The sequence below is a fragment of the Amycolatopsis nivea genome, assembly GCF_004522235.1.
GTDB classification, from domain to species: Bacteria; Actinomycetota; Actinomycetes; order Mycobacteriales; family Pseudonocardiaceae; genus Amycolatopsis; species Amycolatopsis nivea.
Genome location: NZ_SDLT01000023.1, coordinates 62,364 through 77,857, shown reverse-complemented (window position 1 = coordinate 77,857; position 15,494 = coordinate 62,364). Strand labels below are relative to the sequence as shown.

At 70.0% G+C, this 15,494-nt stretch carries 14 protein-coding genes; 7 read left to right on the top strand and 7 right to left on the bottom strand.

Annotation, left to right across the window (positions count from 1 at the left end):
- Positions 1–13 precede the first annotated feature (13 nt).
- On the top strand, positions 14–340 hold the full coding sequence (locus EIZ44_RS25585) for a putative quinol monooxygenase (protein WP_134731619.1): 327 nt from the start codon (positions 14–16) through the stop codon (positions 338–340).
- Positions 341–398: 58 nt separating this feature from the next.
- Here the strand turns inward: EIZ44_RS25585 and EIZ44_RS25580 are convergent, their stop codons facing one another.
- The 3 genes from EIZ44_RS25580 to EIZ44_RS25570 form a co-directional block, all read right to left on the bottom strand.
- Positions 399–974 (bottom strand): TetR/AcrR family transcriptional regulator, encoded by a 576-nt coding sequence (locus EIZ44_RS25580; protein ID WP_134731617.1) that lies wholly within the window; start codon positions 972–974, stop codon positions 399–401.
- Between the two features lie 66 nt (positions 975–1,040).
- Positions 1,041–1,595, bottom strand: a complete 555-nt coding sequence (locus tag EIZ44_RS25575) for a nuclear transport factor 2 family protein (RefSeq protein ID WP_134731615.1) — start codon at positions 1,593–1,595, stop codon at positions 1,041–1,043.
- 11 nt (positions 1,596–1,606) lie between these two features.
- Positions 1,607–3,049 carry an aldehyde dehydrogenase family protein gene (locus EIZ44_RS25570; protein ID WP_134731613.1) on the bottom strand — a complete coding sequence of 481 codons (1,443 nt, stop codon included), beginning with the start codon at positions 3,047–3,049 and terminating at the stop codon, positions 1,607–1,609.
- A gap of 207 nt (positions 3,050–3,256) precedes the next feature.
- Here EIZ44_RS25570 and EIZ44_RS25560 point away from each other — a divergent pair, with 207 nt between their 5' ends.
- Positions 3,257–4,459, top strand: coding sequence for an IS110 family RNA-guided transposase (locus tag EIZ44_RS25560; RefSeq protein WP_134731611.1), 1,203 nt, complete (start codon positions 3,257–3,259; stop codon positions 4,457–4,459).
- Here the strand turns inward: EIZ44_RS25560 and EIZ44_RS25555 are convergent.
- From EIZ44_RS25555 to EIZ44_RS25540, 4 genes are all read right to left on the bottom strand, one after another.
- Positions 4,443–4,805, bottom strand: coding sequence for a hypothetical protein (locus tag EIZ44_RS25555; RefSeq protein ID WP_134731609.1), 363 nt, complete (start codon positions 4,803–4,805; stop codon positions 4,443–4,445). The genes EIZ44_RS25560 and EIZ44_RS25555 overlap by 17 nt on opposite strands.
- Positions 4,792–6,762, bottom strand: coding sequence for a primary-amine oxidase (locus EIZ44_RS25550; protein ID WP_134731607.1), 1,971 nt, complete (start codon positions 6,760–6,762; stop codon positions 4,792–4,794). Before EIZ44_RS25550 ends, EIZ44_RS25555 begins: the two co-directional genes overlap by 14 nt.
- Before the next feature lie 28 nt (positions 6,763–6,790).
- Positions 6,791–8,230: an APC family permease gene (locus EIZ44_RS25545; RefSeq protein ID WP_134731605.1), complete on the bottom strand. Its 1,440-nt coding sequence runs from the start codon at positions 8,228–8,230 to the stop codon at positions 6,791–6,793.
- Between the two features lie 207 nt (positions 8,231–8,437).
- Positions 8,438–9,196, bottom strand: coding sequence for a GntR family transcriptional regulator (locus EIZ44_RS25540; RefSeq protein WP_134731603.1), 759 nt, complete (start codon positions 9,194–9,196; stop codon positions 8,438–8,440).
- Positions 9,197–9,315: 119 nt separating this feature from the next.
- On the opposite strand from EIZ44_RS25540, the gene iolC reads away from it, so the two are divergent.
- From iolC to EIZ44_RS25515, 5 genes are read left to right on the top strand one after another with little or no spacing between them, the layout of a single operon-like run.
- Positions 9,316–10,263 (top strand): 5-dehydro-2-deoxygluconokinase, encoded by a 948-nt coding sequence (gene iolC, locus EIZ44_RS25535; RefSeq protein ID WP_134731601.1) that lies wholly within the window; start codon positions 9,316–9,318, stop codon positions 10,261–10,263.
- Positions 10,260–11,126 carry a Cgl0159 family (beta/alpha)8-fold protein gene (locus EIZ44_RS25530; RefSeq protein WP_043827556.1) on the top strand — a complete coding sequence of 289 codons (867 nt, stop codon included), beginning with the start codon at positions 10,260–10,262 and terminating at the stop codon, positions 11,124–11,126. The genes iolC and EIZ44_RS25530 overlap by 4 nt, the downstream gene beginning before the upstream one ends.
- Positions 11,123–11,929 (top strand): 5-deoxy-glucuronate isomerase, encoded by an 807-nt coding sequence (gene iolB, locus EIZ44_RS25525; RefSeq protein ID WP_134731599.1) that lies wholly within the window; start codon positions 11,123–11,125, stop codon positions 11,927–11,929. The genes EIZ44_RS25530 and iolB overlap by 4 nt, the downstream gene beginning before the upstream one ends.
- Positions 11,926–13,791: a 3D-(3,5/4)-trihydroxycyclohexane-1,2-dione acylhydrolase (decyclizing) gene (gene iolD / locus EIZ44_RS25520; RefSeq protein ID WP_134731597.1), complete on the top strand. Its 1,866-nt coding sequence runs from the start codon at positions 11,926–11,928 to the stop codon at positions 13,789–13,791. The genes iolB and iolD overlap by 4 nt, the downstream gene beginning before the upstream one ends.
- Before the next feature lie 23 nt (positions 13,792–13,814).
- A complete protein-coding gene (locus EIZ44_RS25515) occupies positions 13,815–15,308 on the top strand; it encodes a CoA-acylating methylmalonate-semialdehyde dehydrogenase (RefSeq protein WP_134731595.1) in 1,494 nt (497 codons plus the stop codon).
- The last annotated feature ends 186 nt before the right edge of the window (positions 15,309–15,494 follow it).

The following is a 15,494-nucleotide window of genomic DNA, read 5'->3' as shown; positions in this document are numbered from 1 at the left end:
CCCGAGGAGACCGATGATCTTCATCACCGCCAAGTTCCGGGTGAAGCCGGAGCACGCGGACGCGTGGCCCGAGATCTCCCGCGCGTTCACCGAAGCGACGCGAGCCGAGCCTGGCTGCCTCTGGTACGAGTGGTCGCGCAGCCTCGCCGACGCCAGCGAATACGTGCTGGTGGAAGCATTCCGCGACGACGACGCGGGCGCCGCCCACGTCGGTTCGGCCCACTTCAAGACCGCGCAGCGCGAGCTTCCGCCTTATTTGGCCGAAACGCCGCGCATCGTGCACGCGAAGGTGGACCAGGAAGGCTGGTCCGAACTCGGCGAACTGGCCGTGCGCGACTGACCGGTACCGGGAACAGTCCGGCCGGGGCTGGCTTGACGCATGGTCAAGCCAGCCCCGGCTACTCCACGCTGCGCTCAGCCGCAGCCCCCGCATACGCCCGCAGCAACGCCCGCAGCTTCGCCGCCGCTCGTTCGCCGCGCGACGTGTCCCCGAACGCCGTCAAATGGAACACCAGCCCGTCGAGGGCCAGGAACACCAGTTCGGCCAGGTCGGGGTCGTCGAGGCCGTGTGCGGCGAGTTCGCGGCGCACCGCGTCGCGGTACAAGTCGTTGGCGCGTTCCATGACCGGGCGCAGTTCGGGGCGGCGCCGGGCTTCCATGGTCAGTTCGTACTGGAAGGCCTGTGCCCCCGGATCGGCGGTCACGAGCGAGACCAGACCCGAGGCGAACTCGTCGAAGCCCTCGCCCTGCGACGACAGCTCCGCACCCTGGACGCTGCGCTCGACGCAGTGCGCGAGCGCCTCTTCCACCAGCGTCCGCCAGTCGCCGAAGTGGTAGCGGACCGAACCGTGGGTGACGCCGGCTTCGGCGGCGACCGAGCGGTAGGTCAGCCCGCGCAGGCCCTGCGCCGCTACGACCCGTACCGCGGCGTCCAGCAGCGCTTGCCGTCCCGTACCGTATGCCAGCCCTGCCATCGCGTCCTTCCCGTCCGGTTGCCTCGGCTCAGCGTAATCCGCGGCGAACCGGACAGGAGGGGCCGGTCACGGCTTCAGCAGCACCGACGTCGACGGGTAGTCGCTCGCGAACCGGTCCGGCAGCGGGGCGACGAACACGTTTTCGGTGCGGGTCCGGGTGATCCGCCAGCCGTCCGGCTCCTTGCGGAAGGCGTTGTTGAGCCGGCTGGAGCGCAGCAACGACTTGCCGTCCGAGAACAGCCACGGCTGCATGTGGATCCACTGTCCGTCGGCGGTGTCGCCGTGCACGTGGATCTGCTCCGAAGTCAGGTAGTGCGCGTTCAGCAGCAGCGCCGGATCCTGTTTCTCGCCCCAGAACCGCTGGAAGTGCTCGCGGATCGCCGGTTTGCCCTCGGCGCGGCCGAACTGGCCGTCGTAGTACTCGCCGACGCCTTCCCACACCGCGTCCTCGGTGTAAAGCTCAAGGATCAGCTCGATCCGCTTCGCGTCGTCAGCCACGCCGTACTCGGGATTCGGCGTGTCGCAGAGGAACATGTAGCGCGCCTGCAGCCGCCGGATGTCGGCCTCGGCTTCGAGCACCTCGACCCTGCGGATCAAAGCTGCCACGGTCTCGTCGGTCATCGATTCCCCTTTCACAATACGATGGTCACGGTTTTCGCCTCAGTGTTGGCGAGGATGCCCTCGTAGCCCAGTTCGCGGCCGACCCCGCTCGCTTTCAGCCCGCCCCACGGCAGCTGAGGGGCCAGCGGCGACCAGCCGTTCACCCCGACCGCGCCCGCTTCGAGCGCGGCCGAAACGGTGTGCGCGCGCCCGACGTCGCGGGTCCACACCGTGGCCGCGAGCCCGTAGTCGCTGTCGTTGGCTATCGCGACCGCCTCGGCCTCGTCGTCGAACGGGATCACGGTGCCGACCGGGCCGAAGATCTCCTCGCGCGCGATCGCCAGGTCGTTCGTGCCGGAGAAGACCGTGGGCGCGACGAAAAAGCCCGGCCCGTCCGGGGAATTGCCCCCGGCGACGAGCGCCGCGCCCTCGTCCCGTCCTTTGTGGACATAGCCGAGCACCCGCTCGCGCTGGGCGCCGTTGATCAGCGGGCCCATCGTGGTCGCCGGGTCGAACGGGTCGCCGAGCACCTGCGCCGCCGCGGCGTCGCGCAGTCCGTCCAGCACCGCGTCCAGCACGGGCCGCTGCACGAGGATGCGCGTCCCCGCGGCGCAGACCTGGCCCTGGTTGGTGAAGATCCCCGCCGCGAGGCCGGCCACCGCGGCGTTCAGGTCCGCGTCGGCGAACACCAGCTGCGGGGATTTGCCGCCCAGCTCCAAGGTCGTCCGCTTGAAAGTGTCCGCGGAGTTGCGCAGGATGCGCCGCCCGACGCCGGTGGAACCGGTGAAACTGACCTTGTGCACGCCCGGATGCCGCGCGAGCGCCTCGCCGGTGACCGAGCCCGGACCGGTCAGCACCTGGATCACGCCGGGCGGGAAACCGGCCCGTTCGGACAGCTCCGCGAGCTGCAGGATGGACAGCGACGCGTCCTCCGCCGGCTTCACGATCACCGTGTTGCCCGCGGCGAGCGCGGGAGCCAGCTTCCAGCCGAGGATCATGAGCGGCGAGTTCCACGGCACGATCGCGGCGATCACGCCGACCGGTTCGCGGCGGGTGTAGGAGTGGGTCGGCGCGCCGAAATAGCCGTCGGTGGGAACGAACTCGCCGGTGATCTTGTCCGCCCAGCCCGCGTAGTACCGCAACGACGCCACGAGATTCGGCACGAACATGCCCTGCGCGATCCCGGCGGGCGCGCCCATGTCGAGCGACTCCAGCCGCGCGAGTCCCTCGGCCTCCTGCTCGACCAAGTCCGCCAGCCGGGAGAGCAGCAGGCCTTTCCGGGACGGCGGGGTCGCCGCCCACTCCCCCTTCAACGCCCGCGTCGCCGCCCGCACCGCGCGGTCCACGTCGGCCTCGTCGGCGGCGGCGATTTCCGCGAGGGGTTCCTCCGTCGCCGGGTTGAGCGTGGTGAATCCCGGCGCACCGCCTTTCGTCCAGACGCCGTCCAGGAACAGCGCGGTCACGGTGTCAGTCATGCGGTTCTCCGTAAGTTGTTGGGCGGTCCGGGAGGGCCGGATGTGGCTGATGCGGTCTTGCCCTTGGTGGCTCCGAAGGAGTGGCCGTCCGGCTCTCCGGGGCACCCTGGCTGCTGATTGAGATGCGCGTGCTGATCGCTGTTTACGGAGACGACGGCGGGGTGTTCCTCGGGCCGATGGTCGATCGAGCAGTTCGAGGAGACGTGTTTGAACGAGCAACGCACCCGCGCCTGGGCAGGGATCGACGCGGGCAAGGCCCACCACTGGGCGGCAGTGGTCGACGACACCGGGACCACGCTGTGGTCGCGCAAGATCGTCAACGACGAGGCGGCGATCCTCGACGCCCTGGCCGACATCCTCGGCCTGGCCGGGCAGGTGTCCTGGGCGATCGACATCGCCGGCACCGCCTCCGCGCTGTTGCTGGCCTTGCTTGCCGCCCACGGCCAACAGGCCGTCTACGTGCCCGGCCGCACCGTCAACCGGATGACCGGCGCCTACCGGGGCGAAGCGAAAACCGACGCGCGCGACGCCTACGTGATCGCTGAAACGTCCCGTGTCCGCAAGGATTTCGCGATGATCGACGTGCCCGCGCAACTCGCCGCCGATCTGGGCCTGCTCACCGCGCACCGCAGCGATCTGGTCGCCGACCGGGTCCGGTTGATCAACCGGTTGCGTGATGTGCTCACCGGCGTCAGCCCCGCCTTGGAACGCGCGTTCGACTACTCCGCGCACAAAGGCGCCCTGGTGTTGCTGACCGGCTATCAGACCCCGGCCGCGATCCGCCGGATCGGCCAGACCCGGCTGACGGCCTGGCTCGTCAACCGCAAGGTCCGCGGCGGCGAGGCTGTCGCCGTGACCGCGCTGTCCGCTGCTCGATCCCAGCACACGACCCTGCCCGGGGAGCACGTCGCCGCGACGATCGTGGCCGAGCTGGCCCGCCAGATCCTCGCCCTGGACGACCGGCTCACCGCGATCGAGACCCAGATCCGCGATACGTTCCGCGCGCACCCGCAGGCGGAGATCATCGAGTCGATGCCCGGCATCGGCCCGATCCTCGGGGCGGAGCTGGTCGCGGCCGCGGGCGACCTGGCCGCCTACGCCGACGCGGGGCGCCTGGCCTCGGCCGCTGGTTTGGTGCCGGTGCCGCGGGATTCGGGCCGCCGCACCGGAAACCTGCACCGTCCCAAGCGCTACAGCCGCCGACTGCGCCGGGTGTTCTACCTGTCCGCGCAATCCAGCATCATCCGCGACGGCCCCAACCGCGACTTCTACCTCAAAAAACGAGGACAAGGACTCAAACACGTCCAAGCCGTCATCGCACTCGCCCGCCGCCGGGTCGACGTATTGTGGGCACTGCTGCGCGACAACAGGGTGTTCACCCCCGCCCAGCCCGTCACGCAGTCGGCTTGACAAACTCATTGAGACTCCTTTGCGAGTGGCGCGCGAGGTACCACGCGCCCGCGGCGATGCCGCCTTCGGTGACGGTGAGGACGGCGAGCGCCGCCGATCCGGAGTGGTGCCCGGTTCCCACCGCGAGATGGATCGCGACCATGGCCGCGGCGTTGCCCGCGACCAGCCGCAGCGCGGACCGGCCGCCGCGCCACAGGTGCGCCGCGCACGGCAGGCACAGCACGGCCATGCCCGCGAAAACCGCCGTCAGAGCGGGCGTGTGCGCGGCGACGGCGACGTGGGCGAGCGCACCGGCCATCGCGAACACGGCGAGCCAGCGGCACAGCGCCAGCTCACGGCCCGGCATGACCGGCCGGGCCGCAGCAGCCGGACTTCCCGCTGAGGTCAGGCACGTCGAGGGTCGGGTTGCGGTCGAAGAAACCGTCCGGCTTGAGCTTGAACCCGGCGTAGTCGACCGGCATGATCGGCCAGTCCTCGGTGCGCACGAAATGCGTCAGGCCGAAGGTGTGCCACAGCACCACGTCCTCCCCGTCGATCGGCCGGTCCCGCGCGGTGTAGGCGGGCAGCCCGTCGTCGCCCGGGTTCTGGTTCACCGTGTAACCCGAGGGCCACAGCTGGTCCCGGTCGTACCGCGAAACCCAGAGATGCTCGCGGGCGAACGCCGCCCGGCGGGCGATCGAGGAGTTCTCGTCGGCCAACAGCGCCGGCTGGCCTTCCGGGTGCAGCACGTACGAGGTCGGCTTGCCCAGCCGGTTGGTGCGCTCCGCGCTGGAGATCGCCCACACCCGGTTGAGGTGGTTCGCCGCTTTCCGGCGGGCTTCGCGTTCGGTGCGCAGCCGGGTGCGCTTGCGGCCGATCGCGTTGCCCCACGGGTTGTTCCCGCCCATCGGCACCGGCGCGACGTCCAGTTCGTCCACGCAGTTGCGCACCCCGTCGACGGTCAGGTCGAGGCGCACCGAGAACAGGTGCTGGTGCACCGGGGCGCCGAGACCGGGCGCGAGCTCGCTGAAGTGCGGGTCCGCGCCGTCGTACCCGGACGGGAACGGGATGCCGGTGGCCTTGGTCTCGAACTCGATGGTGCCGTCGAGGTAGAAGTACCAGTAGAACCCGTAGTCGTAGTTGCCGACGGTGCCGAAGACCGACACCACGAGCCGGCGCTGCCGCCGCGTCTGCGAGGTGCCGGTGAAGATGTCGTTGTGCTTCCACAGCACGCCGAAGTCCTCTTCGTGGATGCAGATCGCGTTGCGGATCAGCTGCGGGCGCAGGTGGTCGTCGGCCACGACGGCGTCGGCGTAGGTGATTTCGCCGAGACAGTCGCAGCCCAGCTCCAGCGAGTTCGCGAGCCGCCCGAACTGGTACTCGCCGAGGTCGAAGTAGTTCTGCCAGCCGTGCGTGGGCCCGGGATCGCCGTAGTTGACCACCATCTCCGCGACCGAGGCCCGGTAGACGACCGGCCGCCGCACGCCGCCGTCGGCATAGGACACCTGGTGCAGGGTCAGCCCCTCGCGGCCGTTGAACCCGAGTCGCAGCTGCCAGTTCTGCCACGACAGGACGCCGTCGTCGTACTGGAACGAGACGCCTTCGGGCTGGGTGATGGAGATCGGCTTGAGGTCGGTGCGCTGCGGGCCGCGGACGGCGTCGTGCAAGTAATCGCCGGACTCCTCGGGCACGTGGTCGACGTGCGTCTCCACGACCCGCAGCACCCGCCGGTTGCTCACGTCGACGTGCGCGATCACCCCGCCGACCGGATGCGCCCACGGCGGTTCGCCGGGGTGCGGCTGATGGAAGGAGAGCACGCGGTACACGCGGGCGCCGACCTCGTCGGGATAGCCGAACACCCCGGCCGACAGCGGCACCGTCCGGACCTTGCCGACATCGGCGACGCCGCGCTTGGCGACCGCGGCGAGCCACTGCTCGTCGCTCTTGACGATCTCGTCGACCAGGTCGTAATCCTCGTCCAGGCACGGGCCGAAGCCCACCTCGGCCGGGTCGAGCACCGTCCGCGAGACGACCTCTCCCGCGGTCAAGTCCACCACCACGGTGCTGAGGCCGAGCGGTTCCAGTTCGGTCACCAGCACCGACACCTCGCGCGGCAGCGGGGTCCGCCCGTCCCAGGCGAGGACGTCCTGCTTGTCCGGTTCGCGGAGCAGGACGTAGGAGAACCGGGTCGACGCGGACACGAGACCGGCTTCCTCGAGAATCCTTCGCGCGGCTTCGAGTTCGGCCGCGGAGAGCACAGCCAGCGGATGCGGGGCGGCGTTCTCGCCGTCGACGGGCGACACGGGCAAAGTTTGGGTGGACATAAGCCTTTCCTTGGTCAGAGGGAAGAAGTCAGACGGGTTCGGCAGCCGGGTCCGGAGCGCCGCGCGGCACTGTCCGGGGCGAGCGCAGGAGCCCGGCGGCGAACACGACGGGCACGATGGCCAGCAGCAGCCACACGGTCGTCGCGCTGCCTCCGGTGAGCACTCCGAAGTTGCGCACCACCTGGCTGAGGATCCCGAGCATCAGCACGGCGGAGAGGGCCGGCGCGAGCAGTGTGGTCCAGAGATTGCGTTCGGCGCGGGTGCGCCGGAAGTAGCCGATGACCGCCGCCGAGGTGAGCGTGTACAGCACCACGAGCGTCGCGACGGCCAGCCCGGACAGCCAGCTGAACAGCTGGTTGACCGGGTCCATCCCGGCCGCTGCGAAGGGCAGCACCACCACCGCGGCCAGCAGCGACTGCGCCAGCGAGGCCGCGGCCGGGGCCTGGTGCCGGTTGGTGCGCTCCAGGATCGGCGGGAACAGGCTGTGCCCCGCCATGGTGTGGAAATAGCGCGTGATCATGTTGTGGAAGGACAGGATCCCGGCGAACAGCGACGTCGAGAGCAGCACGTCGGCCGCGGTCCCCGCCCACTCCCCCAGCACGCTGTTGAGCGGCGTCACCGCGAAGGAAGCGGGGTCGGTCTGCAGCGCCGTCCGCGCCGCCTCCTGCGCCTGCCCCGCGCCGTAGAAGCAGACCAGCGTCCAGGTCAGGAACGCGAGGAACACCGCGATCAGGACGACCGCGATGTAGGTCGCGCGGGGCACGGTGCGCCGCGGGTCCTTCGCCTCGCCCGAGTAGATCGCCGTCGATTCGAATCCGAACATCGACGCGATCGCGAACATGATCGCGACTCCGGGCGCGCCGGCCAGCACCGCTTTCGGGCCGAAGCTCGCGGGAACGTCCAAAGCGGACCATCCCTTGGTGACGACCACGCCGACGGCGAACCCGGCCAACAGCAGCAATTCGAACGCCACGAGCACGGCGAGCACGCGGGCGCCGAGTTCGATCTTGCGCGAGCCGAGGAACCACACGACAGCGATCGCGCCCGCGACGCAGGCCCACCACGGCACGGAAATGCCCGCGTGCCGGGACAGCAGCCCGGACAGGCTGGCCCCGAACAGGCCGTACATCGCGATCTGGATCGCGTTGTAGGACAGCAGGGCCAGCGCGGATCCGCCGGAGCCCGCGCGACGGCCGAGCCCCGCCTTGATCACGGCGAAAAAGCCGCCGCGGGTGTCCACGTGCCGCGTGATCGTGGTGAACCCGACCGCGAACAGCACGATCACGACGCCGACGACGAGATAGGCGCCGGGTGCGCCCGCCCCGTCCCCGAGCGCCACGGCGAGCGCGGCCGCGCCCACGATGCTCGTCAGCGGCGCTTGCGCCGACAGGACGAAGAACAGGATTCCGGGAACGCCGAAAGCGTTCCGCTTGAGATCGGTCTGGTGCTGGACTTGCGCGTTCGACATTGAGCGCCTCCGCCGGGAACGGCTCGGCGGCGCCTGCGCCGGCGCCGCTGGTGTTGCCGACAACCTTCAGCGCCAGACCCAGAACTTGTCAAGTGGATAGTTTCGCGGATTCATGCACGCTGGCGATGAATCCCGCTGTCTCGCCAGGGGTATCGCGAAGACCGGTTTCGCCCCCGGCCGCCGGACTGTCCGGAATGGACAGTCGCGTCAGGAATTCGCCAGGGAGAGGTTGAACGAGTACCGCGAAGCCCGGTACACATGCCATCCGTACTCGACGACCCGGCCCGTCTCGTCGTAGGTCGTGCGCTGCATGGTCAGCAACGCGGCCCCCGGCTTCTCGTCGAGGAGTTCGGCGTCCTCGGCGGTCGCGAGGCGGGCGCCGATGTTCTGCTGCGCGGAGTGCAGGCGCAGCCCGGTCCCGCGCAGCAGCTGATACAGGCCCTTCCCCCGCAGGTCGTCGTCCGACGGGTCGATCAGGCCGTCCGGGAGGTAGTTGTTCATCACCGCGAGCGGCTCGCCGCCCGTCGAACGGATCCGCTTCAACCGGCGCACGCGCGTCAGCCCCGGGGCTTCCAGCAGCCCGGCGGCCTCCGCGTCGGCATCCTCCACGCGGTTGCACAGCACCGTCGTCTCCGGCGCTCCGCCCAGCCCGGCGAGGTCGTCGTACAGGCTGCTCAGCCGCAGCGGACGGGTGACTTTCGTGCGCACCACCTGGGTGCCGACCCCGCGCTTGCGCACCAGCAACCCCTGGTTGACCAGCGACTGGATGGCCTGGCGGACCGTGGGACGGGACAGCCGCAGCCCGGCCGCGAGGTCCAGTTCGTTCGCCAGCCGCGCGCCCGCCGGCAGGCGGCCGTCCTCGATCGCGGCGTGCAGCTGACGCGCGACCTGGAAGTACAGCGGTTCGGGGCTGGCCGGATCCACCGCGATCTCGCGCGCGGGGTCCCAAGCCGGGCTGGCGTTCATCCTCGGGAGCCTACCGACTCAGGTGCCGATGACCTAATGTCCATATGTCTTGACAAAGTCCCTCGGGGTCCTGCACTGTCAGAGGGCGGAGCCACCGCGGCAGGCAGGAGGACGCGACGATGACCACGGGGTTCGACCTCGTCACGATGGGCCGGATCGGGGTGGACGTCTACCCCGAGCAGATCGGCGTCGGGCTGGAAGACGTCACCTCGTTCGGCAAGTATCTCGGCGGCAGCGCGACCAACGTCGCGGTCGCCGCCGCCCGGTACGGCCGGGCCTCGGCGGTGATCACCAAGACCGGCGACGATCCGTTCGGCCGGTTCCTGCACCGCGCGCTCGCCGGATACGGCGTGGACGACCGGTTCGTCGGGACGTCGCCGCAACTGCCGACGCCGGTGACGTTCTGCGAGATCTTCCCGCCGGACGATTTCCCGCTCTACTTCTACCGTTTCCCGAAGGCGCCCGATCTCGACATTTCCGCCGGCGAACTCGACTTCGACGCGATCCGCGCGGCGAAGGTGTTCTGGGTGACGGTGACCGGGCTGTCGCAGGAACCGAGCCGTTCGGCGACGCTGGCGGCGCTGGAGGCCCGTGGCCGCAGGGGGATCACGGTGCTGGACCTCGACTACCGGCCGATGTTCTGGGACTCGCGCGAGCAGGCCCGGGAATGGGTCGGCAAGGCGCTCGAACACGTCACGGTCGCGGTCGGCAACCTCGACGAATGCGACACCGCGGTCGCCGTCCGCGAACCTCGGGAGGCGGCGAAAGCGTTGCGGGACAAGGGGGTCTCGCTCGCCGTGGTGAAGCAGGGCCCGAAGGGCGTGCTCGCGGTGGACGACACCGGCGAGGTCGAGGTGCCGCCGGTGCCGGTGGAGGTCGTCAACGGTCTCGGCGCGGGCGACGCGTTCGGCGGCGCGCTGGTGCATGGCCTGCTGTCCGGCTGGGACACCGCGCGGGTGATGCGGTTCGCGAACGCGGCCGGCTCGCATGTGGCGGGCCAACTGTCCTGTTCGGACGCCATGCCCACCGAAGACCAGGTACTGCGCAAGCTCGGAGGAAACGAATGAACACGGTCGAGCGGATCGTCGCCAAACGCGTGCGCGATCCCGAAGCGATCGCCGAGGCCGCTGCCGTGCGCGTGCGGGCCAAGTCGCCGTTCAACGACAAGGGCCGCACGATGATCATCGCCGCGGACCACCCCGCGCGAGGCGCGAACGCGGTCGGCTCCGACCCGCTGGCGATGGCCGATCGCGGCGAACTGCTGGAGCGGCTGTGCCTCGCGCTGGAACGCCCCGGCGTCACCGGCGTGCTCGCGACCCCGGACATCGTCGACGACCTCCTCCTGCTCGGCGCGCTGGACGGCAAGACGGTCATCGGGTCGATGAACCGCACCGGGCTGGCCGGGTCGAGCTTCGAGATCGACGACCGGTTCGCCTGCTACGACGCGGAAACCATCGCGCGCATGCGGTTCGACGGCGGCAAGACGCTCACCCGGATCTGCCTCTCCGACCCGGCGACGCCGAGCGTCCTGGAGAACACCGCGAAGGCGATCGACGCGCTCGCCGACCGGAAACTCGTCGCGATGGTCGAACCGTTCCTGTCCGAATGGGTCGACGGCCGGATCAAGAACGACCTCTCCCCCGACGCCGTGATCCGCTCGATCACCATCGCCTCCGGGCTCGGCCGCTCGTCGGCCTACACCTGGCTGAAGCTGCCGGTGGTCGCCGAGATGGAGCGGGTGCTGGCGGCCTCGACGCTGCCCGCGGTGCTGCTCGGCGGCGAGGTCAAGGACCCGGACGCGGCGTTCGCGTCCTGGCAGCAGGCGCTCGCGCTGCCGACGGTGCAGGGTCTCGTGGTCGGACGGTCGCTGCTCTATCCGCACGACGGCGACGTGGCGAAGGCGGTCGATACGGCGGTGGGGTTGCTGTGAACCGGTTCAGTCTCGAAATCACTCCCGAATCGGCCGGATGGGGCTACTCCGGCCTGCGCGTGCTGGAACTCGACGGCGCCGAGACCGTCTCCACCGGCGACGCGGAAACGCTCGTGCTCCCGCTGTCCGGCAGCTGCTCGGTGTCGGTCGACGGCGAGACGTTCGAGCTGGCCGGGCGCACCGGCGTGTTCGACGCGGTCACCGATTTCGCTTACCTGCCCAGGGATGCCGAGGCGACGATCACCGGACAGGGCAGGTTCGCGCTGCCCTCGGCGAAGACCTCGAAGCGGCTGCCCGCGCGCTACGGCCCCGCCGACGACGTGCCGACGGAACTGCGCGGCGCGGGCAACTGCAGCCGCCAGGTCAACAACTACTGCCTGCCGCACACCTTCGACGCCGACCAGCTGCTCGTGTGCGAAGTGCTTACGCCGGGCGGGAACTGGTCGTCCTATCCGCCGCACAAGCACGACGAGGCGAGCGAGGGCGAAAGCGAACTCGAGGAGATCTACTACTTCGAGGTCGCCGGCGGCGGCATGGGCTACCAGCGCGTCTACGGCACTCCCGAGCGCCCGATCGACGTCCTGGAAGAGGTCCGCACCGGCGACGTCGTGCTGATCCCGCACGGCTGGCACGGCCCGTCGATGGCCGCGCCCGGCTACGACCTCTACTACCTCAACGTGATGGCCGGTCCCGGACCCGAACGGGCCTGGCTGATCTGCGACGACCCCGCGCACGCGTGGGTCCGCCAAACCTGGGAATCCCAAGACGTCGACCCTCGGCTGCCGTTCGGAGGCGCACGATGAGGCTCACCACCGCGCAAGCCCTGGTGCGGTTCCTGGCCAACCAGTACTCCGAGCGCGACGGCGTCGAACGCCGGCTGATCCCCGGCTGTTTCGGGATCTTCGGGCACGGCAACGTCGCCGGGATCGGCCAAGCGCTGCTGCAGGCCGCCCGCACCGGCTCCGACGACCTGCCGTACTACCTCGCGCGCAACGAACAGGGCCAGGTCCACGCCGCGACCGCGTTCGCGAAAATGCGCAATCGGCTCCAGGCCTTCGCCTGCACCGCGTCCACCGGCCCCGGCTCGACGAACATGATCACCGGAGCCGCCCTCGCCACCACGAACCGGGTCCCGGTCCTGCTGCTGCCCAGCGACATGTTCGCCACCCGCGGCCCCGACCCGGTGCTGCAACAGCTGGAGGACACCCGCGGCGGCGACGTCACGGTCAACGACGCGTTCCGCCCGGTGTCGAAGTACTTCGACCGGATCACCCGGCCCGAACAGCTGATCTCCGCCGCCCTCGCCGCCATGCGCGTGCTGACCGACCCGGTCGAGACCGGCGCGGTCACGCTCGCGCTGCCGCAGGACGTCCAAGCCGAAGCCTACGACTGGCCCGAGGAGTTCTTCCGCCGCCGCGTCTGGCACATCGACCGCCCGGTGCCCGAACCGGAAGCACTCGGCCGCGCCGTGGACCTGCTGCGCGCCGCGAAGGCCCCGCTGATCGTCGCGGGCGGCGGCGTCGTGTACTCCGAGGCTTGGGAAGAACTGCGCGCGTTCGCCGCCGCCACGGGGATTCCCGTCGCCGACACGCACGCGGGCAAGGGCGCGGTCCCGTGGGACCATCCGAGCGCGGTCGGCGGCATCGGCTCCACCGGCACGTCCGCCGCCAACGCGCTCGCCGCGGAAGCCGACGTCGTGCTCGGCATCGGCACCCGCTACAGCGACTTCACCACCGCGTCCCACACCGTGTTCGGCAATCCGGGCGTGCAGTTCGTGAACCTCAACGTCGCGCGCCTCGACGCCGCGAAGCATTCCGCGGAAATGGTGCTGGCGGACGCGAAACGCGGCATCACCGCACTGCACGAAGCCCTCGCCGGATGGCAGGTCGACGACGCGTACCGGACCCGGGCGCGGCTGCTGGCCGACGAGTGGAACCGCACCGCGGACGACTGCTTCGCCGTCGGGCACCAGCCGCTGCCCGCGCAGACCGAGATCCTCGGCGCGCTCAACAGCGAACTGGACGACCGCGACGTGGTCATCAACGCCGCCGGATCGATGCCGGGCGACCTGCAGATGCTCTGGCGGGCCCGGGATCCGAAGGCCTACCACGTCGAATACGCCTACTCGTGCATGGGCTACGAGGTCGCCGCGGGCGTCGGCGCGAAAATGGCCGCGCCCGACCGGGAAGTGGTCGTGCTCGTCGGCGACGGCTCGTACCTGATGATGGCGCAGGAAATCGTCACGATGGTCGCCGAAGGGCTCAAGGTGATCATCGTGCTCGTGCAGAACCACGGGTTCGCCTCGATCGGATCGCTGTCGGAATCCCTTGGCTCACAACGATTCGGCACTTCCTACCGGTACCGTGCCGACAACGGCCTGCTGGAGGGCGGGGTACTGCCCGTGGACCTCGCCGCCAACGCCGCCAGCCTCGGCGCGACCGTGCTCCGAGCGTCCACTGTGGACGAGTTCCGAGCCGCGGTGAAACAGGCCAAGGCGAACTCCACGACCACCGTTGTGCACGTCGAAACCGACCTGCACGGCCCCAACCCGCCCGGATCGGCGTGGTGGGACGTGCCGGTCAGCGAAGTGTCCGACCTGGACTCCACCCGAGCGGCGCGCGAAACCTACGCCGACGTCAAACGCAAACAGCGCCCGTACCTCTGACCGACCTCTCGACGAGGAGCGAAGTGAACACCATCGAACACTGGATCAACGGCGTCTCGACCCCCGCCGGTTCCACCCGCACCGCACCGGTCTACGACCCCGCCACCGGCAAGCAGCAGTCCGCCGTCCTGCTCGCCGAATCGGCCGACGTGGACACCGCCGTCGCCGCCGCCGCGAAGGCCGCCGAGTCCTGGAGCGAATCCTCGCTCACCCAGCGCACCCGGATCCTCTTCGCCTTCCGCGAACTGCTGGTCAAGCACGAGGACGAACTCGCCCGCGTCATCTCCAGCGAACACGGCAAGGTCGTCGACGACGCGCGCGGGGAGATCGTGCGCGGCCGCGAGGTCGTCGAATACGCCTGCGGCATCGCCGACGCGCTCAAGGGCAGCTTCTCCGACCAGGTCTCCCGCGGCGTCGACGTGCACGACTTCCGCCAGCCGCTCGGCGTCGTCGCGGGCATCACCCCGTTCAACTTCCCGATCATGGTGCCGCTCTGGATGCACCCGGTCGCCATCGCCGCGGGCAACACCTTCGTGCTCAAGCCCAGCGAACGCGACCCGTCCGCGTCCAACCTGGTCGCGCAGCTCTACGCCGAAGCCGGCCTGCCCGACGGCGTGTTCAACGTCGTGCACGGCGACAAAGTCGCGGTCGACGCCCTGCTGGACCACCCGGACGTGTCCGCGGTGTCGTTCGTCGGCTCCACGCCGATCGCCAAGTACGTGCACGAGCGCGGCACCGCGACCGGCAAACGCGTCCAAGCCCTCGGCGGCGCGAAGAACCACGCCGTCGTGCTGCCCGACGCCGACCTCGAATACGCCGCCAACCACCTCACCGCCGCCGCGTTCGGCTCCGCCGGACAGCGGTGCATGGCGATCTCCGTCGCGGTCGCGGTCGGCGACGCAGGCGACCGGCTGATCGGCGTGCTGGAACGCAAGGCCCGCGAGGTCAAGGTCGGCCCCGGCTCCGACGCCACGAACGACATGGGCCCGGTCGTCACCGCCGCCGCGCGGGACCGCGTGGTCGACGCCGTCGCCCGCGGCGCCGAAGAAGGCGCGACCGTGGTGGTCGACGGACGCGGCCGCTCGGTCGACGGACACGAGGAAGGCTTCTTCGTCGGACCGTCCCTTTTGGACCACGTGACCACCGAAATGCAGGCCTACCGCGAGGAAATCTTCGGCCCTGTGCTCGCGGTCGTCCGAGTGTCCACGGTGGACGAGGCGATCGCGCTCATCAACGCCAACCCGTACGGCAACGGCACCGCCATCTTCACCGGCAGCGGCGAAGCGGCCCGCCGCTTCCAGCGCGGCGTGCATGTCGGCATGATCGGCGTCAACGTGCCCATTCCGGTCCCGATGTCGTACTACTCGTTCGGCGGCTGGAAGGACTCCCTCATCGGCGACAGCCCGATCCACGGCCCGGCCGGAGTGCGGTTCTACACGCGCGCCAAGGTAGTCACCACGCGGTGGCCGGAGACCGAGGCGCACGGGGCGGCGTTCAACTTCCCGACTGCTAACTGAACCACGACGAAGGGGCGCACCCGGCCGGGCGTGCCCCCTTCACTGAGGTTTTCTCGTCAATGCCAGGGACTTAAGCTGGGCGGCTTCGGCCTGCGGACTGTCCGCACAGGACACCAAACCCGCCGAAATGCCCGACTGATATCCGTCTGACCGTATCCGTGAGTCCGTGAGGGGCCCCTTGAGGGA